The organism is Pseudomonas sp. ok266 (assembly GCF_900110195.1).
In the GTDB taxonomy this organism is placed as follows: domain Bacteria; phylum Pseudomonadota; class Gammaproteobacteria; order Pseudomonadales; family Pseudomonadaceae; genus Aquipseudomonas; species Aquipseudomonas neuropathica.
Genome location: NZ_FOCU01000003.1, coordinates 316,848 through 337,141, shown reverse-complemented (window position 1 = coordinate 337,141; position 20,294 = coordinate 316,848). Strand labels below are relative to the sequence as shown.

13 protein-coding genes are annotated in these 20,294 nt (G+C 61.1%); 6 read left to right on the top strand and 7 right to left on the bottom strand.

All coding sequences use genetic code 11. From position 1 onward, the window contains the following. Nucleotides 1-37: 37 nt before the first annotated feature. The gene (locus BMY54_RS07260) at nucleotides 38-1,912 is read right to left on the bottom strand and encodes a putative bifunctional diguanylate cyclase/phosphodiesterase (protein ID WP_093430599.1); all 1,875 of its coding nucleotides are present in this window, start codon (nucleotides 1,910-1,912) and stop codon (nucleotides 38-40) included. Next, the gene (locus BMY54_RS07255; RefSeq protein WP_175559562.1) at nucleotides 1,909-4,167 is read right to left on the bottom strand and encodes an EAL domain-containing protein; all 2,259 of its coding nucleotides are present in this window, start codon (nucleotides 4,165-4,167) and stop codon (nucleotides 1,909-1,911) included. Before BMY54_RS07255 ends, BMY54_RS07260 begins: the two co-directional genes overlap by 4 nt. Before the next feature lie 252 nt (nucleotides 4,168-4,419). Between BMY54_RS07255 and BMY54_RS07250 the strand changes: the two genes are divergently transcribed. From BMY54_RS07250 to BMY54_RS07235, 4 genes are all read left to right on the top strand, one after another. Beyond that, on the top strand, nucleotides 4,420-5,781 hold the full coding sequence (locus BMY54_RS07250; RefSeq protein WP_093430597.1) for a response regulator c-di-GMP phosphodiesterase, NosR family: 1,362 nt from the start codon (nucleotides 4,420-4,422) through the stop codon (nucleotides 5,779-5,781). A 67-nt stretch (nucleotides 5,782-5,848) separates the two neighbouring features. Next, nucleotides 5,849-6,283 (top strand): NUDIX hydrolase, encoded by a 435-nt coding sequence (locus BMY54_RS07245; protein WP_093430596.1) that lies wholly within the window; start codon nucleotides 5,849-5,851, stop codon nucleotides 6,281-6,283. A 23-nt stretch (nucleotides 6,284-6,306) separates the two neighbouring features. Then, a complete protein-coding gene (locus tag BMY54_RS07240) occupies nucleotides 6,307-6,945 on the top strand; it encodes a LysE family translocator (RefSeq protein WP_093430595.1) in 639 nt (212 codons plus the stop codon). Between the two features lie 2 nt (nucleotides 6,946-6,947). After that, nucleotides 6,948-7,445: a GNAT family N-acetyltransferase gene (locus BMY54_RS07235; protein WP_093430594.1), complete on the top strand. Its 498-nt coding sequence runs from the start codon at nucleotides 6,948-6,950 to the stop codon at nucleotides 7,443-7,445. A gap of 106 nt (nucleotides 7,446-7,551) precedes the next feature. Here BMY54_RS07235 and metR read toward each other — a convergent pair whose 3' ends face one another. Both metR and BMY54_RS07225 read right to left on the bottom strand, forming a co-directional pair. After that, entirely contained in the window at nucleotides 7,552-8,469 is a 918-nt protein-coding gene (metR, locus tag BMY54_RS07230; protein WP_007916739.1) for a transcriptional regulator MetR, read from the bottom strand. A gap of 149 nt (nucleotides 8,470-8,618) precedes the next feature. Continuing rightward, nucleotides 8,619-14,165: a dermonecrotic toxin domain-containing protein gene (locus BMY54_RS07225; protein WP_093430593.1), complete on the bottom strand. Its 5,547-nt coding sequence runs from the start codon at nucleotides 14,163-14,165 to the stop codon at nucleotides 8,619-8,621. 218 nt (nucleotides 14,166-14,383) lie between these two features. Here BMY54_RS07225 and BMY54_RS07220 point away from each other — a divergent pair, with 218 nt between their 5' ends. Continuing rightward, entirely contained in the window at nucleotides 14,384-15,418 is a 1,035-nt protein-coding gene (locus BMY54_RS07220) for an alpha/beta fold hydrolase (RefSeq protein ID WP_093430592.1), read from the top strand. A gap of 168 nt (nucleotides 15,419-15,586) precedes the next feature. Further along, nucleotides 15,587-16,252 (top strand): DsbA family oxidoreductase, encoded by a 666-nt coding sequence (locus BMY54_RS07215; protein ID WP_093430591.1) that lies wholly within the window; start codon nucleotides 15,587-15,589, stop codon nucleotides 16,250-16,252. Nucleotides 16,253-16,583: 331 nt separating this feature from the next. On the opposite strand, the gene BMY54_RS07210 is transcribed toward BMY54_RS07215, so the two are convergent. Genes BMY54_RS07210 through BMY54_RS07200 form a run of 3 tightly spaced genes read right to left on the bottom strand, consistent with a single transcriptional unit; the run spans nucleotide 16,584 to nucleotide 20,160 of the window. Next, a complete protein-coding gene (locus tag BMY54_RS07210; RefSeq protein WP_093430590.1) occupies nucleotides 16,584-16,922 on the bottom strand; it encodes a GlpM family protein in 339 nt (112 codons plus the stop codon). An 11-nt stretch (nucleotides 16,923-16,933) separates the two neighbouring features. Continuing rightward, the gene (locus tag BMY54_RS07205) at nucleotides 16,934-18,262 is read right to left on the bottom strand and encodes a two-component response regulator AauR (protein ID WP_007949592.1); all 1,329 of its coding nucleotides are present in this window, start codon (nucleotides 18,260-18,262) and stop codon (nucleotides 16,934-16,936) included. Further along, nucleotides 18,259-20,160, bottom strand: a complete 1,902-nt coding sequence (locus BMY54_RS07200; protein ID WP_093430589.1) for a two-component sensor histidine kinase AauS — start codon at nucleotides 20,158-20,160, stop codon at nucleotides 18,259-18,261. The genes BMY54_RS07205 and BMY54_RS07200 overlap by 4 nt, the downstream gene beginning before the upstream one ends. Between the last annotated feature and the right edge of the window lie 134 nt (nucleotides 20,161-20,294).

The window sequence follows — 20,294 nt, the reverse complement described above, 5'->3', positions numbered from 1 at the left end:
CAATTGTCTCCCTGACTCCAGGCCGGTTTCAAAGTGATCATTCAATCGTCCAGGGCGCGGGTTGCGTACCGGCCAGCAACCGCGCAAATGCGTCTGCGGGCAGGGCTTCGCTGAAAAAGTAACCCTGGCCTTCTTCGCAGTGATGGGCCTTGAGAAAGGCCAGTTGTTCAGCGGTTTCGATGCCTTCGGCGACGACGTCCAGTTCCAGACTCTTGCCCAGGTTGATGATGGCGCTCACCAGCACGGCATCGTTGCGGTCGTTGCACAGGTTGCGAATGAACGATTGGTCGATCTTCAGCACATCGATGGGAAATCGCCTCAAGTAGCTCAGGCTGGAATAGCCGGTGCCGAAGTCATCGATGGCCAGACGCGTGCCCAGCGTTTTCAGGCGCTTGAGCGCCGTCATCGTCGCCTCGACGTTTTGCATCAGCACGCCTTCGGTGATTTCCAGCTCCAGCCATTCGGGGGCCAGACCTGTCTGTTCAAGTACGCGCTCGATGCCGGCAACGAAGTCACGCTGGCGAAAATCGATGGGTGACGTGTTGACCGACATGCGGATCGGCGGCAGTCCGGCCAGTTGCCAGGCACGGGTCTGACGACAAGCTTCAGCCAGCACCCATTTGCTCAACGGCACGATCAGGCCGCTGTCCTCGGCCACCGGGATGAAGTCCGACGGATAGACCCAGCCATGCCCGGGTTTCTGCCAGCGCAGCAGTGCTTCGGCACCCACCACTTTGGCACTGCGCAGGTCGATTTTCGGCTGGTAGTGCAGGACGAACTCATGCGCCTGCAGGGCGCGGCGAATGCCCGACTCGATGCTGTGCTGTTCCCGGGCGTGCTGGTTCATGGCTTCGATAAAAAAGCCGATGTTGTCAGGCCCCTGTTCCTTGACGTTGCGCATCGCGGTCTCGGCTTTCTTGATCAGCTCGGTGGCTTCGAGGCCGTCTTCGGGGTAGACGCTGATGCCGAGGCTGGCGGTGACGCTGACATCGTGGCCGGCAATCGTCTGCGGCAGGCGAATGGCGGCGAGGAGTTTTTCCGCGATGCCGTGGGTTTGCTGAGGGTGGTTGATGTCGCCGAGGATCACCACGAACTCATCGGAACCGTAGCGAAACACCGAGTCCGAATCACGCACGCACGACAACAGTTGCCGGGCGACCCGTTTGAGCATCTCGTCACCCGCCGGATGGCCCAGCGCATTGTTGATGCGCTTGAAGCGATCCAGACCGAGAAACATCACCACCAATTGTTTGTCATGCCGTCGGCACACGGCCATGGCCTGACTCAGGCGATCACCGAGCAAGGTGCTGTTGGGCAGTTCCGTGAGGCTGTCGTATTGCAGCAGGTGCGAGACCTTGAGCAGTTCGTGCACCCGCGCTTCGATGGTCCGCTCAAGGCTGAGCATCTTCAGCGCCGCGTCCTGCGCCAGTTGCCATTTCCAGGTCAGGGCGTTGGCCATCTGACGGATTTCCAGGCTGTCGAACGGCTTTTTCAGGATCAGCAACTGATCGCCGAACTCCAGCCGTTCGGCCATCGCTTCCCAGCTGTAGTCGCTGTACGCCGTGCACAAGGCGATTTGCAGGTTCGGGTCGACCCGCCACAGTTGCTCGATGGTTTCCAGGCCATCCCAGCCGGGCGGCATGCGCATGTCGATAAAGGCGAGGGCGTAGGGATTGCCACTGGCCAGTGCGCGGTTGACCAGCGCCAGCGCTTCCTGGCCCTGATAGGCGGAGTCGAGCTGGAAGCTCAGGTGCGGCGTCTGCTGGGTGCCGAACAGCGTCTGCTCCAGTTGCTGCAAATCGACGGCGTCCGCCACCTGCGGGGCGAGGATCTTGCGAAAGTCATCGTGGATCGCCGGCGTGTCGTCGATGATCAGGATGCGCCGGTTGGTCTGCGGAAAAGGCGTTTTCATGCCTCGTCCTCCTTTGGCGTCAGCCGGCAACTGTCCTTGAGCAAATGCCCGGCTTGTTCGGCGCTGACCGCTGCGCTGAAATACATGCCCCGGGCGCTGGGCAGCGGGGGCGCGGAGGGCGGCGTGCACGGTTGATCCGACGACGGCTGGCCTTCAGCAATGATGTCGATGTCCAGATCCCGGGCGAAGTTGACCATCGCGCGCAGGGCGTTGGCACTGGCAACATCGTGGGCGGCACTGTCGACGAAACTCTGCGCCAGTTTGAGGTGATTGACCCGGTAGGTTTTCAGGTAGTCGAACGAGGAATATTCGGTGCCGAAATCATCGATGGCGATGCTCACGCCCAGTTCACGCAGGCGCGGCAACGCGTCGTTGTGCGTCCACTTGGTCTGGGCCAGTGTGGCCTCGGTGACATCGAAACGCAGGTCCCAAGGGGCGAGTTCCCAACGGGCGGTGGTGCGCAGCACGTTGTAGATCAGCTCGGGGCCGCTCTTGAGTTGGGCCAGCGAAAGTTTGATCGCCATTACGGGCGGCGCGACGCCTTCGTTACGCCACAGATGCATCTGGTGGCAGGCGTGATCCAGCACCCAGCGCCCGAGCGGAATGATTGCGCCGGTTTTCTCTGCAATCGGCACGAAGTCGCAGGCCTGCAGCAGGCCGCGACGAGGATGCTGCCAGAGGACTTGTGCCTCCATGCCGAGAATCCTGCCGCTGTGCAGATCGACCTCCGGCGCATAGCGCAGCATCAGCTCATTGCCCTCGAGGGCGGTCATCAATTCGCTGACGAGGGTCATGCGTTCGGCCACTTCCCGAGAGATTTCCTCGGAGTGGAAGTGGTACTGGTTGCGGCCCATTTCCTTGGCGCGGTACAGCGCCATGTCGGCTTGCCCGAGCAGCGCGTCGGCATCGAGGCTGAGGTAGCTGTAACTGCTGATGCCGATGCTCACCGAAATATGCAGCGCATTACCGGCCAGGTGGTAGGGCGCCAGCAGCGTGTCGCGAATCTTGGCGGCCATCGCGGCCGATTGGGTCGGGTCGCTGACGTCCAGTTGCAGGATCGCGAATTCGTCGCCGCCCAGCCGCGCCACTACGTCACTTTCGCGGACATCGGACTTGATGCGCCGGGCGACTTCCTGCAGCAGCAGATCGCCCACCGGGTGGCCGAAGGTGTCATTGATCCGCTTGAAATGGTCGAGGTCCAGGTAGAACACCGCGAACGGCATGGCGCCTCGTCGTGCGGCGGCGAACGCCTGATGCAGGCGCTCGATCAGCGTGGCGCGATTGGCCAGCCCAGTGAGGCCATCGGAGCGGGCGAGCAAGGCCAGTTTGTCCTCGGCCAGGCGGCGCTCGGTGATGTCGAGGATGATGCCTTCGACTTCCAGCAGACGGCCGTCATCATCGCGCACCGGGATGTAGCGGTTCTCCACCCAGCGCCAGGTGCCCTGGCCGGTGCGCATGCGGAACTCGATGGACGCGCCCGACGCATGCCGATCCAGCACCCGGGCCATGGCCGCATCGACGTTCGCCTGATCGTCCGGATGAATCAGCGCCTGTGCCCAGTCGGGCGAACCCACCAGGTCGGCGGCGACATGGCCGTAACGGGTGATGTTGTGGGAGATGTACATCAGCGCAAACGAGGGTTCGCCGCGCAAACGGTAAAGAATGGTCGGGCTGTTCTGCACGATCACATTGGCGTCGGACAGCTCCCGGGTGCGCTCCTGCACCGCTTGCTCCAGCAGGCTCATCTTCAGCTCGGCGTCTTCGGTCATCTGCCATTTGACCGTGAGGGCGCTGGCCATCTGGCGGATCTCGATGGCGTCGAAGGGCTTTTTCAGGATCAGCAAGCGGTCGTTCAGCGCCAGACGCCGGTCGATGTCTTCCCAGGAATAATCGGAATAGGCCGTGCACAGCGCAACTTGCAGCTTGGGGTCGACCTGCCACAGCCGTTCAATGGTCTCCAGACCATCCCAGCCCGGTGGCATGCGCATGTCGATGAAGGCCATGGCGTAGGGGCGGTTTTCTGCCAGCGCGGCCTCGAGTTTTTCCAGGGCTTCGCGGCCCTGAAACGCCGAATCCAGTTCGAAATGTTGGGTTTGCGGTGCGGACGGGGTGCCGAACAACAGGCTCTCGGTTTCGCCCAAGCCATCGTCACCGGGGATGACCGGGCTGAGAATCTTGGCAAAATCGCCATGGATCGCCGGGCTGTCGTCAACGATCAGCACGCGGCGATTGATGTGCACGGTTGGCGCTGTCATGCCGCGCCACCCGTGGGGAGGCATGCTGTGGTGATCCGGGGCATCCTTTTCCCTCGCCATTTGCCTGTTTGTATCAGCCGATGGAGTCTTGCGCTGTCTTCAGCATAGTCGGCTCCCCGGCACTGCGCTTTCGGCCCCGGACAAAGATCGGCGTGAATGCCGGCCAAAATCATCTAGCCTTGGACTCAGGCGCGGACCGGCGAAGTGTTGGCTCGGTGCGTCGTAATTTCCCTGTTTGCTTGAGGCCATGCCATGGAAGAGCCATCCGCGCCGCTGCCGGCGCATCGACCCACAGTGCTGCTGGTCGATGACGAGGAGTCGATCCTCAACAGCCTGCGCCGCCTGTTACGCGGCCAACCCTACGATCTGCTGTTGGCCACCAGCGGCGCCCAGGCGCTGGAGATCCTCGCGCAGCAGCCGGTCAACCTGGTGATGAGCGATGCGCGGATGCCGGGCATGGACGGTGCGTCGTTACTGGCGCATGTCCGTGAACGTTTTCCGGCGACGGCGCGGATCATGCTCACCGGCTATGCCGACCCGGCGGCGATCATCAAAGCCATCAATGACGGGCAGATTCACCGGTACATCAGCAAACCGTGGAATGACGAAGAGCTGTTGCTGATTCTGCGCCAGTCCCTCGAACACCAGCATTCCGAGCAGGAGCGCCAACGGCTGGAGCGCTTGACCCGGGTGCAAAACGACCAGCTCAAACTGCTTAACAGCACTTTGGAAAAGCATGTCGCAGCGCGCACCGCCGAACTGCAGCAGACCGCCGACATGCTCGATCTGGCGTACGAAGAGCTCAAGCACAGCTACGTTACCGGCACCGAAGTGTTCTCGCTGCTGGCCAATCTGCGCTTGCCACCTGCCAAACAGACCAACCGGCAGATCATCGAGCTGGTGCGCAGCTACTGCAAACAGCACGGGCTGGACGAGGCCACCAGCCGTGATCTGACCATGGCGGCGGCGCTGTACAACATTGGCAAACTGAGCTGGACCGACGCGATGATGACCACGCCTTCGGATCTGCTGCGCCATACCGAACGCGAGCGCTATCGCAGCTATCCGAAGCAGAGCGAATCGTTGCTCATGACCCTGGACCCGATGAAGGATGCGGCGCGTCTGATCCTGCATCATCAGGAGCGCTGGGACGGCAGCGGCTTTCCCGACCGGCTCAAGGGCGAGGGCATTCCGTTCGGCTCACGCTTGCTGAAACTGGCAGTGGATTTCGTCGAGTTGCAGCGCGGTCTGATCCTCGAGCGGCAGATGAACAGCGATGAAGCGCTGCTGTACCTGCGCCAGTACGCCGGGCGTTTGTACGATCCCGATCTGGTCGAGGATTTCATTCAGGTGTGTGCCGCGTTCCTCAGCGACGTGACGCTGGCCGATCCGTCGGTCAAGGTGCTGTCCACTCGGGATCTGGCGGCGGGGATGATTCTGGCGCGCAACCTCAATGCCGATAACGGCATGCTGCTGCTCAATGCCGGCAAGGTGCTCAACGCGCTGTTGGTGGAAAAGCTGATTGCGTTTGAAGCCATGGAGGGCGGCAAGTACACGATTTTCGTCAAGGTGCCGGAGGAGGTTGAAGCCACGCTCAAGGCGCAGGGGGAATGATCGGTGAGGTGACGTCATTGGGCCGGGCATGGGATCCTTGCGGTTTTTCCAGGCCGGTGGCTGATCCATGACTTCTGCATCCGTTGTCTCTGCAAACCTCATTCGTATAGCCGCCGCGCTGTTGCTCAATCCCGCAGGCCAGACTCTGTTGGTGCGCAAGCGCGGCACCACGGCGTTCATGCAACCGGGCGGCAAGATCGAGGCGCACGAGTTGCCGGTGCACGCGCTGGCCCGCGAGCTGGAAGAAGAGCTGGGCTTGCAGATCGATCCGGCGCAGGCGGCTTTTCTCGGCCAGTTCTCGGCGCCTGCGGCCAACGAGCCGGGGTGTGTCGTGCAGGCCGAGATCTTTCAACTGACGATCGAGGCCGACGTCACACCGGCGGCGGAAATCGAAGAAGTGATCTGGGTCGATCCGGCCACTGATCCTGCTGTGGTTCTGGCGCCATTGACACGTGACGTGATCCTGCCGTTTTATCGCAAATCGCTGAGCGCAATCGCCTGATCATCCACGCAAAGGACTTTGCCATGATCCCGCTTCAAGACTTGCTGATCTTCGCCGCTGCCGCATTGCTGATGGTGCTGACGCCGGGGCCGAACATGATCTATCTGATTTCGCGTTCGATCTGTCAGGGACGCAAGGCCGGGGTCACGTCGTTGCTCGGTGTGGTCAGTGGATTCTTTGTGCATATGTTCGCCGCGGCTGCGGGATTGACTGCGGTGTTTCTGGCAGTGCCGATGGCCTATGAAGTGCTGAAGTGGGCCGGTGCGCTGTACCTGCTGTGGCTGGCCTGGCAAGCAGTGAAACCCGGTGCGCGCTCACCGTTCGAGGCGCAGCAATTGCCGCCGGACTCGTCGCGAAAGCTGATCACCATGGGCTTTCTCACCAGCGCGCTGAACCCGAAAATCGCCGTGTTCTACCTCTCGGTGTTTCCGCAGTTCATCTCCCCTGAACACGGCTCGGTGTTCACCCAAAGCATCATTCTCGGCCTGACCCAGATCAGCGTCAGTTTCTGCGTCAATTTGCTGATCGCGCTGTTCGCGGCGGGCATCGCTTCGTGGTTTGTGCGTAACCCGACGTGGCTGGCGCTGCAGCGTTATTTCATGGGCTTCGTCCTCGGCGGCCTCGCTGTGCGGCTGATGCTTGAGCAACGCAGGACGGCGTGAACATGTGGATCGAACGGCTGGACGCCAGTCATGCCCTGGCTTACCGCGAACTGATGCTCGAAGCCTATGACCGCCATCCGCAGGCGTTCACCTCCAGCGTTCGCGAACGCGCGGTAATGCCATTGAGCTGGTGGGAAGGGCGCTTGACCAGCAAGCTCGATGTGGTGCTTGGCGCGTTTGAAGCCGGCACGTTGGCCGGCATCGTCGGCCTGGCCTTCGAACCACGCGAGAAGGCTCGCCACAAGGCCACGTTGTTCGGCATGTACGTCTCGGCGGATTTTCGTCAGCACGGTCTGGGCTTCGAACTGGTACAGGCGGCCATTACCGAAGCGCAAAACCATCCGGCACTGAAACTGCTCCAGCTTACCGTTACCGCCGGCAATGACGCCGCGTTCAATCTCTACCAGCGCTGCGGCTTTATCCAGTTCGGCCTCGAACCGTTGGCGGTGCGGGTGGGCGAAGACTACTTCGACAAGATCCACATGTGGCGTCAACTCTGATATTGCGCTGACCCCTGTGGGAGCGAGCCTGCTCGCGAAGGCAATCTGACAGTCACTATTCGTGTGTCTGATACATCGCTTTCGCGAGCAAGCTCCCACAAGTGACTCAGCGGACCGCGCTGACACCGTCCAGGGTCGAGAACGACGTGTCCTTCGCCGTCAGGAGAAAATCCCGCATGTACGGTGCATCGAGCATGTCGGTGCGAATCGCCGCATACAACGTTGCGAACAAACCTTTTTCCCCCAGCCGTTTACCCTTCACGTAACCGCGCGAGCTGTATTCGTGCAGCGCCCAGTGCGGCATGCCGCAAACACCACGACCACTGGCGACCAGTTGCATCATCATCACCGTCAGTTCCGAAGTGCGCACCTGCGCCGGCTCGATGTCGGCCGGTTCCAGGAAGCGTGTGAAGATGTCGAGACGGTCGCGTTCCACCGGGTAGGTGATCAGCGTTTCCGTCAGCAAGTCTTCGGGGACGATGTACGGCTTGCTCGCCAGCGCATGCTGATTGGCCACGGCAAGCATGGCTTCGTAGGTGAACAGCGGTACATAGGTGATGCCGGCGATTTCCAGTGGATCGGAAGTCACCACCAGATCCAGATCGCCACGCGCCAACGCCGGCAGCGGTGCGAAGGCGAAACCCGAAGCGAGGTCCAGTTCGACTTCCGGCCAGGCATCGCGGAACTGGTCGATGGTCGGCATCAGCCACTGAAAGCAGCTGTGGCATTCGATGGCCATGTGCAAACGCCCGGCCGTACCACCGGCGAGACGACCGATATCCCGCTCGGCGGCGCGCAACAGTGGCAGGGTTGCGTCAGCCAGTTGCAGCAAGCGCAAACCGGCGCTGGTGAACCGTACCGGTTTGGTCTTGCGCACGAACAACGCCATGCCCAGGCGTTCCTCAAGCTCCTTGAACTGGTGGGACAGCGCCGACTGCGTCAGGTGCAAACGGTCGGCGGCATCGACCAGGCTGTCGGCTTCACGCAAGGCGTGCAGGGTTTTCAGGTGACGGATTTCAAGCACCGAAGGCTCCATGAGTAAAACTTGTGATAAGCGCAAAGAGGGTGAGTTTGTCTCATGATGATAGCGCTGTCGACATCGACGCGTTCTTTTACGGCAGAACCGCCGAGTGATGGCTCGGCAGTTCTTCCTATGACTACAGTGCCTTATGCTCAGAGTCCCTCGAAATGCCGCAGGGCAATGGACTGTGCAGTGATTCTGGAATCAAGCAGGGTCGGGTCGTCAGCGTGAGTCAGCTTGCGATGCGCCGGCAGTTTCAGGTGGGCTCTTTCGAATTGGCGCAAGGGGCGGGTCGCCGAACGGTAATGGAAATGCACGTACCAGAGTAATTGCGCGGGCTCCTGCGTGAGGTTCCAGACCTCATATTCCTGCAGGTAGTTGGGCCGCCCCTGATGATCCGCCAGTTTTCGGATCGCAAGGGGTTTGCGGATCTCCACCGCGTTCTGTCCGATGAGGTCATCAAGCATGCCGTCGGTGGGCTTTTGACTGGTCATCGAGCGTTGGGTGCGCAAGGCACGACCTTCGACGATCAGCTCGGCGGCCTGATCGCGCAATTGCTGGATGATCGGCTGCTCTGCCGATTTGGCAGCGATACCGTCGGCACGGGTGGTGAGTTCACTCGCATGACTGTCCATCATGTGCTGCAGGTCGACGGGCAGCATGCCGCGATTGGCGTTGCTCTGCACCGTGGTGCGGTAAGTGGCCACGTTCTCCAGACGTTGCTGTGCCTCGGTTACCAGGGTGGCCAGACTCAGCTCGGCGGGGGAGGGAACTGCCAGGTTTTGCGGGTTGGTCAGGCGCACGACGCCATCGGCGCCATGTTCCCAGATTTCTTCATAGCCTCCAATCCCGGTACTTCTGTATTGACGGGCGTTGGTCAGGTTATCCCATTGCTCCACGCCATGGCGCAATTGGTTGTCATCAGTGATGAACACGCGCTGCAGGGGTCGCCCCGCGACCCTCGGTTCGGGTGGCCTGTTGATAGCGGCACGCGCTCGATCCGCCAGGCGATCAACGCCTTCCAGCAAGGGCTCGACTACGTCCAGATGAAAGAATTGCGGACAGCTGGCGGTCCATACCGCCATCTCGCGCCGATACTCGACGCAAGTGTCGACGCATTCCTGAAGAATGCGATTACGTTGGGCGGTCGTGTTCTGCATGTTCGGCAGGTCGTACTGGCGGTACAGATGCAGATCGATTCTATTGCGCAGGGGCTCTGCCATCGTCACAAAATAGCGCCACGAGGCATCGTAGGGGCTGCCGGCTTTTCTGACGATTTCCAGACGTTGGGAGGTTTTCAGGTACAGCAGGATGGCTTCACTGTGACGGCTGTTAGTGTTATCGACCAGCGCCGACATTTTCGGCCGGTCTTTTGCCAGCATGCGTTCAAACCAGTGATTGACCTGGTCCCTGAGTTCGCCCAACTGATCGAGCTGGTTGACGATCTCGACACGAAACCTGTGTATGTTTTCAATGTGTTTCAAACGTTCAGCCACAGCGTCACCTGGCAGCGCATTGTGTAGCTGCTTCAATCGGTCGATTGCTCGTGTCATGCCATGAATGTTATGCGACAGATGAAAGGCGCGCCGCTGGTAACGATCAGTCAACAGCCATGCGGTCTTGCTTTGCATTTTGGCGACAGCCCTGTGTTTTCTGCCTTGGGTCAGCGCAGTCAACTCGGTCAACGCCTCATAACGTTGCCTGGCCAGTTGGATATCGCCAATGCATGCGGCTTCGGCCGTTGGCAACATGGTCAGGCGTTGCGCTTCCGTGGCTTCGGCGTAGGCATTGATCACCTGGTCACTTTTCGCTCCCCTGAGTTGCAATTGGTCGCCCAAATTGCTAACGGTGGCGGCCAGTTGATGGTGGCGGCGGAAGTTTCGATCTACCAGCCAGCGCGGCAGGCGTTGCCGAATCACCGACGGCCAGTAAGGGTCGAGTGTATCGACCAGGCGCCCGCCGACATTGCCACCCCCCACCACGCCACCTTCAAGGGCTGTGCCATAGACGCCAAACCAGGTATCCCATTGCCCGCTTTCATCCAGTGCGATCGGCTGCTTGTAGGTTTTTCGCGAGTTGCCGGACAGACGCCAGCTGCGCGAATCCCGGCTCAGCTCCACTTGGTAGACGCGGCCCTGACGTTCGATGAAGTCGCCGTCGGCAAGCCGGTAGATCCCGCGGTAGAGGCCGTGGCTGGCCGGTTCTGTGCCGCCCAGGGAAATCGGTTTTTCATAGTCGTAATCCTTGAAGCGCGCCAGCACATGTCGTGCGTGGCGCTGCGACTTGACCTGCAGTGTCGCCACATCGCGCACCACCGCGTGCAGCTGACGCGCCCGAGTCAACGCGCGGGTCGTCCGGGAGAGCGTCGAGGCCGCGGCTTCACCCGGGAGCAGATCCATGAGGGCGTCGATCAGCGACAGCAGCATTGACTCGATTTCCACCAGACCGTCAGCCACGTCACCACGCAAGAACGCGGCGGCAGCCTGATTGGCAGCGGTCCAGGCCTGATAGAGGGCCAGCACACTGCCGACGAAGGGCACCATGCCCAAGGCCATTTTGATGTAGTTGAAGGCGCGCGGGCCTTTCAGGGCGTAGCGCTCGAAGAACAGTTCATCGTTGGAGCGCGACGTGCCGCGATGGGCCTCGATCAAGCGTCCCATGTGCGCATCGAGCAGGTGTGCGGCCAGCGAGGTACTGGCCGGCCAGCGCACACCGACTTTGATGATCGCATCGAAGTTTTTTTCCACGGCCTGACCGATTCGGTTGACATGGGCCCTGACGTTACCTTGCAACGTTCTGTGCGCCAGATACTCGATCCACTTGTCACTTGCGCACAAGGTGAACAGCCCTTTGCGCGCCGCTTCGAGCGTGTCGTAGCGGCGCAAGAACTGCCCGTCGTGGCTGTCCGGCAGGTACAGCAGGGTGACGCCGCTGATCTGCTCTTCGATGAAGCTGACGCCGGACAGGGTCACCGGGCCTTCGCCGGGGGTGTCCTTGCCGCCGACTTTCAGCGACACCGGCAACAGCACAAGACGCTTGCCGCTGGCTTGCCACGCCTGTGGGGTGGCGGCGTCGATGGCGATGTTCAGCAGTGCCGCTTCATCAGCGCTGAGGTGTTTTTGCAGGCGTGCATTTTCGCTCTGTATTTTCAGCATCAGGCGCCACGGCTCGATCAGGCTTTCCCGGCGATGTTGTTTGACGAATGCTGACTCGCTGGCGGCGCCCTGAAAGGCGTCACGGATCTTCTGCTCATAGGCTTTGGGCAGGTCCAGCTCCGGCAGAACCTTGCGCAGATAGGTCAGGTTGATGCCGTTGAGCAGGCGCGTCCGATCCTTTTTATGCGTCGCGGTGATCTCCAGACGCAAGAAGATCAAGCGTTGTGACAGCGAGTCATTGAGCACCGATTGCACGTTATCGATATTGAGCTGGGCCAGGTCCTCCAGTGACATTTTGCTGCGTGCTTTGCTGGGCACAATGGTCGTGATCTTTCTGACGCCACCCGGCCCCGACTCCGGGACCTGTTCGGTTTTGGTCGAGTCGGGCAGTTCGACTTGTATGGAAAAGTCGCCCTCAAGGGAAAAGTCCCTGCGCAATCGGGCGTGCAGATGACGGCGGGTGAAGTCGTCACGAGGTTCCAGGGCGAGGGTCATGAGGGCGTGGCTTTGACGCATCGCCGCGACGTACGCCTCGATGTTCTGTTTCAGCGCGCTACGCTCGTTTTCCTTGAGTTTGACCAGCCAGCCCGGCAGGTTGCCGGCGAGGGTGCCGCTACGTTGCTGTTCCTGCAGATGAGTGAAAGCCAGGTGTCTGGCGGCGTGCAGCGGAACCTGAAGATTGGCCAGGCAGCCCTGGCGCAGAACCTCCAGCGCATCAGCCTGTTCGGGCTTGCCGCGCAGGGGTGTGGCTTTCGCTTCGAAGTCGCTCACCAACGCGTTGAGGCAATAATGCAACGGGTCGGTGGTGATCGGACTCAGTTGCAGGGCCAGGTCGTTGTCGTCCTCGAGAATCCTGAACACCTCGCGCGCCAGTGTCCGGCGATCGGCAAAGCGTTGCAGGCCACCGCCATTGCCCGGCCAGTAGAGCATCAGACTGGAAGTGTCCGAGAGTGCCGCCTGGCGTCCGATGACGAGTGCGCCCTTGAGCACTTCGCTTTGCGTTGTCGTGACCCCGTCCCTGGTTTCGCTCAGTGACAAGGTCAGGCTGGCCGCCGTGATATCCGTGTCTCGCTCGGCCGCGACGGGGGTGTCCAGCACGGCCTTGAGCAGATCGTGTTCGGCGCTGTTAAGTTGGCCAAGGGTTGCTTGCAGTCTGCCTTCGGCATACAGACCGTCCCGGTGTGCCTGACGCAGGGCACTGAGGGCGGTGTTGAAGGTATTCGCGTCGAGGGCCGTTTCGCGGTAAAGCAGGGTTGTGGCAGTGGTCGCGCCAGTTTGTTCGGCGGCTTCCAGCGCTTTGAGGGCGTCCTGGCATTCTCGGTATCGAGAGCCGTCGCTGTCATTGGCCTGCAAGTGCTCAAGCGCCTCGCGTTGGCGTTTGAGCGCCGCGTGGCGCACCGCCAGTGGAATCCCGGCGGACAGGCTGCCGAACAGCGGTGTTTCGTCGGTCTCGACATCGCTGGCGGAGTTGAGCGGTTTTGGCGGCGCCGCCACGATGATCGCGCTGCTGCGCTGATGATCAATCAGGTCGACATGCACCAGTGAGCGCGCGCCATGCGCCCTGAGCCCGGGATGGCCTTTGTTGGTATTGCTCAAGGCGTCGAGCTGCGCGTGGTGACGGTCGGCGAACAGATCGCTGGCGCCAGTGACCATCGGGTCAAGCGCTGCGCTGTAGTCAACGCGAAGGATTTCCTTGGGCAGTCCGGTGGGGATCTGTACCTGATGGGTCAGCCACGTCTGCATGTCTGCGCGGGTGGTGAAGGCCTGGATCGATGTGGCGTTTCCGGGCAGATAAAGCAAAGGCGCCGCCGTGGCCAAATCGCCGACGCTGACGACCCATGCACCGGGGAGTTTGATTTTGCTGTCGTTGCTCAGCACCAGGGCCAACTTTTCCGTGTGCACAGGTTGACCCTCGATTGTCAGCGCGCTAGCACCTGAATCAATGATCAGTTGCAGCGTTTTGAGTTGCGCCGGGGTAATCGTCTGATGGGCGAGAGCCATGTGCGCAGTGGCTTCGAAATGCTCGCGGTAAAGCTGCGTGGCGCGGGTACGTCGCGACACCGGTGTGCGCGGCGCTCGCGCGTCCCAGAATTCTGCCCAGCGAATCTCGTGGCTTTTGCGTGGGTCGAGGGCTTTGAGTTTTTCCAGGAGCTGCAGGGGCTTCAGGGTGGATAACAGATGGCCCGCGCGGATACCGGTGAGGACACAACGCTGATCCAGATCGGTTTCCAGTGTCGGGTGTTGAACGACAAAGGCACAGGCGTCGGTGAGGCTGACGATGTGCTCCGGCTGGTCAGCGGTGGCCGCAAAGCGCAGGCCGGTCTTTTCGCCGTCCAGTTGCAGTTGTTGGCGCAGCAATTCATTGACGCTGTCGCGCAGTGCCGGGCTGGCGGCAAACAAATCGCGCAAACCCTCGCTGCTGGCGCGCCAGCGTTGGCAAGCCTGCAGCAGCAGGCTGTCATCAATCGTTTTCGGTAGCTGTTCGACGGCCTCGGGCAACGGTGACGGTGCGGGGAGCTCATCCAGAATAAGACGCTCGAGCATGGTGGCGTGACTCGCATTGGCGGGGCGGGGAATCCGTCCCTGAGCGGGTCATTCAAGAGAAATCGCGCAAGGCGATGGCGGTACATAGATATTGTTTGCAACCACCGCCCATGACCACTCGGCACTCTTCATCAAACTGTCATCGAAGTGTGGCAGCGCGCTTGAACAAACTTCATCAGACTCGCGCTCTACTGGGGTTCTGCGTTTCGGTGTTTTTCATGGTCAAGGGTTTTGTATCGGTCGCGGCTGTTCTGGTCGCGATTTTTTTCGGATCGTCGTCTTGGGCGGCGGCGCGTTGCGACGTCAATGTGCCGACCGAGCACGCTGATCTGCAGCAGGTGAGCCTGGCTTACCAGAGCATTGGTCGCGCGTCGGATCCGGCGTTGTTGCTGGTCATGGGCTTGGGTGGACAGTTGATCCACTGGCCGGACGAAGTAGTGGTTGCGCTGTGTCAGCAGGGTTTTCGGGTGATTCGCTATGACAACCGCGACGTCGGTCTGTCGACCTGGCGGCAGGCGCCGGCTGACGCCAATCTGACCTTCGAAGTGCTGCGCTACAAGCTCGGTCTGCCGGTGGCGGCGCCTTACAGCCTGACCGACATGGCAGACGACGCGCTGGGCTTGATGGACGCGTTGCACGTCGAGCAATTCCACGTGCTGGGCGCGAGCATGGGCGGGATGATTGCCCAGCACATGGCGGCGATGGCACCGCAGCGGGTCGAGAGTCTGACATTGATCATGACCACCTCGGGCGCCGAAGGTCTGCCGGCACCCAGCGCGGCGCTGGTGCAGTTGTTGTCGCGTCGCGGCGCACCGAATCGACAGGTGGCGCTGGAACAGCAGGCTGATCTGCTGGCCGCGCTGGGCAGCCCGGCGGTCACCGATGATCGCCAGGTCTTGCTGCATCAGGCTGCGCTGTCGTATGACCGCGCGTTCAATCCCGAAGGCGTGAAGCGGCAGATCATGGCGATTCTTGCCGAGCCGAGCCGGGTGGCATTGCTCAATCAATTGCGGGTACCGACGCTGGTGGTGCATGGCACGGCCGATCCGTTGTTACCGGTGATGCACGGGGTTCATCTGGCGGCGCATATTCGCGGCAGCCAGTTGAAACTGATTCCGGGGTTGGCGCATCGCTTTCAAGAGGCGTTCAAGGAGCCGTTGCTGGCGGCGGTGCTGCCGTATTTGCAGGCGCATCGTGAAGACACTTCGCATTGGGCACAGATTGAGCCGGTGGTGGGCGGGAATCTGCTGTAACCAAAAGTGGGCGGTGTTGGTTATGGCCTCTTCGCGAGCAAGCTCGCTCCCACAGGGGAATGCGATCTAAATGTGGGAGCGAGCTTGCTCGCGAAGGGGGCACCACAAAATCCGGCCGGGGTGTATCGTGCAAACTTTCCCGCTCGATTTCCCCCCGCGAGGTGTGTGATGAGTTCTGCCTTGAAAATCGATTTTGTCAGCGACGTCTCCTGCCCTTGGTGTGTCGTCGGTTTGCGTGGCCTGTTACAGGCACTCGAGATCCTGCGCAACGAAGTGCAGGCCGAGATCCGTTTTCAGCCGTTCGAACTCAATCCGAAAATGGGCGCAGACGGGCAGAACATCGCTGAGCACATTCAAGAGAAGTACGGCTCGACCCCGGAGCAATCGCAGAAAAATCGCGAAGCCATTCGTGCCCGTGGCGCTGAGCTCGGGTTTGCGTTTCGCACTGACGGCAACAGCCGTATCTACAACACTTTTGATGCGCACCGCTTGCTGCACTGGGCCGGTCTCGAAGGTGTGCAACTGCTGTTGAAAGAGGCGCTGTTCAAGGCGTATTTCAGTGAGGGCGGCAATCCGTCGGATCATCGGCAACTGGTGCAGATTGCTGAAGGTGTCGGGCTGAGTCGCCAGCGGGCCGAGGCTGTACTGGCGTCGGACGAATTCGCCGATGAGGTGCGTGAGGAGGAGCAGTTGTGGTTGCAGCGCGGGGTGAGTTCGGTGCCGACCGTGGTGTTCAACGGTCAGTATGCGGTGACGGGCGGGCAACCGGTGGAGACGTTTGTCGGGGCAATCCGGCAGATCATGGCTGAGTCCAAGGGCGGCACTGTCAACTGAAAAGCTAAAAGCCCCTCACCCTAGCCCTCTCCCTGAGGGAGAGGGGACTGATTGGGGGATGCTGGAGTGATACGCCGACGTGAACGTGCTGTACCGAATCCATAATCGACTGGATCTTTCAGGTCGATGCAGCTTGCAAGACACCTCGGTCGGCCCCCTCTCCTTGAGGGAGAGGGGACTGATTGGGGGATGCTGGAGTGATACGCCGACGTGAACGTGCTGTACCGAATCCATAATCGACTCGATCTTTCAGGTCGATGCAGCTTGCAAGACACCTCGGTCGGCCCCCTCTCCCGGAGGGAGAGGGCTGGGGTGAGGGTGGCTTTTGCACTTAGCTGTGCAGGCGCACCCACACAGTCACCAACACCGTGGCAGCCATCAACCAAGCCACCGCCGCCACCGCCAGCGATGCCTCCAGCCGCAGCCGATCCACCATCACATACAACGTCGCCAGATAGATGAAGTACGGAATGATCGACCACATGCCGAACACAATCGTGGTCTTCAAATCCTCAATCGAACGCCCCTCGCCGACGATGTAATGCGCAATCAGCGCAAACGTCGGAAACAGCGGCACCAATCCGGCGATGTAGTAGTTTTTGGTTTTCGACAGCGCCGCGATGATCAGTACTACCGCGGCGCCCAACAGGGCTTTGAAAAACAGATCCACATCGTTCTCGCTTAATGGCTCAGACCGTACTTTTTCACTTTGTCGAACAGCGTGGTCTTGGCCATGCCCAATTCCAGGCTGGCCTGAGTCAGGTTACCGCCGCTGCGTTGCAGGGCGTCGCTGAGCAGGTTGCGCTCGAACGCTTCCACCGCTTCGGCAAACGCCAGGCCTTGTCCGCCACTGCTGGCGCCGGACTTTTTGAACGCCGGCAGGCCGAGGGCAAAACGTTCGGCGACGTTGCGCAGTTCGCGCACATTGCCTGGCCAATCGTGGCTCATCAGGTTCGACAGGGTCTGGTTGTCCAGCTCCGGCAGTGCGCGGTCGAAGCGCAGTGCTGATTGCTGGGTGAAGTGTTCGAACAGTTGCAGGATGTCTTCGCGGCGTTCGCGCAGTGGTGGCAGCTCCAGCGTTACCACGTTGAGGCGGTAGTACAAGTCGCTGCGGAACTCGCCAGCCTTGCTCGCTTCGTCGAGGTCGGATTTGGTTGCTGCGATCACCCGGCAATCCACGGCCACGCTCTGGTTCGAGCCGAGACGTTCGAGGGTGCGTTCCTGCAGTACGCGCAGCAGTTTGATCTGCAATGGCAGCGGCATGCTTTCCACTTCGTCGAGGAACAGCGTGCCGCCGTCGGCGTGTTCGATCTTGCCGATACGGCGTTTGCCGGCACCGGTAAAGGCGTTGGCCTCGTGGCCGAAAATCTCGCTTTCAAAAAGGTTTTCCGGCAGCCCGCCGCAGTTCAGCGCGACGAATTGCTTGCTGTGGCGACGACTGAAATCGTGCAGGCAGCGGGCGACCAGTTCCTTACCGGTGCCGGTCTCGCCTTCGATCAGCACGTTGGCCGAAGTGTCGGCGACGTTGGCAATCAGTTCGCGCAGGTTCTGCATCGCCGGCGAGCGGCCAATGATCCGCCCTTCAAGGGAGTCGCGCTCGGCCAGTTGCCGGCGCAGCGATGAGACCTCGCGGGCGAGGCTACGTTGCTCCAGCGCCCGCCGTGCGACGTCGACCAGGCGCTCCGGCGAGAACGGTTTTTCCATGAAGTCATAGGCGCCTTTCTGCATCGCGCCGACGGCCATGGAAATGTCGCCGTGGCCGGTGATCAACACCACCGGCAGGCTGCGATCACGTTGCTTGAGGCGGGTCAGCAGTTCGAGGCCATCGATGCCCGGCAGGCGAATGTCGCTGATGACGATGCCGGCAAAGTTGTCGCCGACGCGCTCCAGCGCTTCTTCTGCACTGCCGACGCCGACACAGGGAATGTCTTCGAGGGTCAGCGCCTGTTGGCAGCCGAGCAGCACATGGGGGTCGTCTTCGACGATCAGCACACTAAGGTCGTGGTTCATATTGGCTCGGCAGGAGTAGGGCTTACCAACGGTAAACTGAGGACGAAGGTGGTGCCACCGCTGGCCGGGTGTTCGACACCCAGATGCCCGCCGGTGGCGGCGGCGAGGCTGGCGGAAAGGGTCAGGCCAAGGCCCAGGCCTTGTTCGCCGGGTTTGGTGGTGAAGAACGGTTCGAACAGATGCTTGCGCGCTTCAGCGTCGATGCCGTGACCGTTGTCACGTACACGCAGGCGATATTTGGCGTTGAATTCTTCACCCTCCAGCCACAGCTCGGGCAGGGGTTGCGCCTGCATGGCGTCGAGGGCATTGCCGATCAGGTTGACCAGAATCTGTTCAAGGCGGGTCTGGTCGATCTGCACCTGGACATCGATGAACTGGCGGTGAATGTTGACCGCCGAACTCTCCAGGCGTGCCCCGAGCAATTGCAGCGCGGCCTCCACGGCTTTGCCGAGGCTGGCCTGGCCCTGGTTGTCACCGCGCCGGGCGAACGAACGCAGGCTGGCGGTGATCCGGCCCATGCGGTCGATCAGCTCGTTGATGGTTTTCAGATTGGTGCTGGCGACATCCAGTTGACCCCGTTCGAGGAAGCGCACGGTGTTGCCCGAGAGCGTACGCATCGCTGCCAGCGGCTGGTTCAATTCGTGGGCGATGCTGGTCGACATCTGGCCAATGGCAGCGAGCTTGCCGGCCTGCACCAGTTCATCCTGCGCACGGCGCAACGTCTCTTCGGCCTGACGCCGTTCGCGGATCTGGCTCTTCAGGCGCTCGTTGCTGGCGCGCAGATCAGTGGTGCGTTCGGTAATCCGACGCTCCAGTTGATTGTTGGCTTCCTGCAAGGCTTCGCGGGCGGCGAGACGGGTGGCGATGACCTTGCGCCGCTCGTTCCAGGCGATCAACAGGAATGCCACCAGCGCAAACGCGACGGCGACCAGAATTCCTTGGTTGATGGCTTCGCGGCGCAGGTCCTGCAACGGCGTGAGCAGGGTGAAATTCCACGGTGTGTCGCTCAGTGGCCGGGTCTGTGCCAGATAGCTGATGTCGTCATCGTCGGAGCGCACTTCGCTGTTGGCGGGGAAGGTCAGCTTTTCCACGCCTTCGGACAGGGTTTCCCGGGCCAGCGGTTGCAGTTCGTTGAGCGGGAACCAGTAGTACTGCAGGCTGCGGGCGAGTTTTTCTTTGGTTTCGTCGGTGAGCGGGATCACTGACTTGAGGCGTCGGGCCGGATCGCTGGAGAGAATGATGATGCCGTTCTCATCGCTGACAAAGGCTTCTAGGCGTGCGCGTTGCCAGCGTTCTTCCATGGCTTCCAGGCGCACTTTGACCACGGCGACGCCGATGATCTTGCCATGCTCTTCGAGGCCGTGGGCGAGGTAATAGCCGGGCTCGCCGTTGGTGCTGCCGATGCCGTAGAAACGCCCCGGCTCGCCGCGTACGGCTTTCTGGAAATAGGCGCGGAAGGACAGGTCTTCACCGAGATAACTGTCGACATCGCGCCAGTTGCTGGTGGCCATGACACGGCCGGTGGTGTCCATCACGTAGATGGCCCGACTGCGACTGCGCCGGTTCAGGCCTTCAAGGTAATCGTTGACCGTTCGCCGGTGTTCCGGGGTCGGATCGGCCAGCAACTGCGACACACTGGTTTCGAGTTCCAGCAGGCTGGGCAGGTAGGTGTATTTGCTGATTTCGCTTTCGACGGCGCGGGCGTTCAGTTCGAGCTGACGCTGACCGTTTTCACTGAGGCTGCGAATGCCAAAATGCTCACTGGTCCAGAAGCCGGCGTAACCCAGCCCGATCATCAGGATGATGACCAGCGGCGGCAGAAACAGATGGCGAATCAGACGAGGCTTCACGGCAAGTGATGGCGGCGCGGCGCGATAGAGATTGGGGTCGCATTTCATCACAGTTGCCTTGGGTCAACCACCACACTTGCAGGCTCACCGCTGTCCCTGTGGGAGCGAGCTTGCTCGCGAAGAGGCCGGATCAGTCAACATCAATGTTGAATGTCAGTCCGCTTTCGCGAGCAAGCTCGCTC

Coding starts and splice junctions, on each gene's coding strand:
- BMY54_RS07260 (WP_093430599.1), bottom strand. CDS start 1,912: ATGAAAACGCCTTTTCCGCAGACCAACCGGCGCATCCTGATCATCGAC.
- BMY54_RS07255 (WP_175559562.1), bottom strand. CDS start 4,167: ATGACAGCGCCAACCGTGCACATCAATCGCCGCGTGCTGATCGTTGAC.
- BMY54_RS07250 (WP_093430597.1), top strand. CDS start 4,420: ATGGAAGAGCCATCCGCGCCGCTGCCGGCGCATCGACCCACAGTGCTG.
- BMY54_RS07245 (WP_093430596.1), top strand. CDS start 5,849: ATGACTTCTGCATCCGTTGTCTCTGCAAACCTCATTCGTATAGCCGCC.
- BMY54_RS07240 (WP_093430595.1), top strand. CDS start 6,307: ATGATCCCGCTTCAAGACTTGCTGATCTTCGCCGCTGCCGCATTGCTG.
- BMY54_RS07235 (WP_093430594.1), top strand. CDS start 6,948: ATGTGGATCGAACGGCTGGACGCCAGTCATGCCCTGGCTTACCGCGAA.
- BMY54_RS07225 (WP_093430593.1), bottom strand. CDS start 14,165: ATGCTCGAGCGTCTTATTCTGGATGAGCTCCCCGCACCGTCACCGTTG.
- BMY54_RS07220 (WP_093430592.1), top strand. CDS start 14,384: ATGGTCAAGGGTTTTGTATCGGTCGCGGCTGTTCTGGTCGCGATTTTT.
- BMY54_RS07215 (WP_093430591.1), top strand. CDS start 15,587: ATGAGTTCTGCCTTGAAAATCGATTTTGTCAGCGACGTCTCCTGCCCT.
- BMY54_RS07205 (WP_007949592.1), bottom strand. CDS start 18,262: ATGAACCACGACCTTAGTGTGCTGATCGTCGAAGACGACCCCCATGTG.
- BMY54_RS07200 (WP_093430589.1), bottom strand. CDS start 20,160: ATGAAATGCGACCCCAATCTCTATCGCGCCGCGCCGCCATCACTTGCC.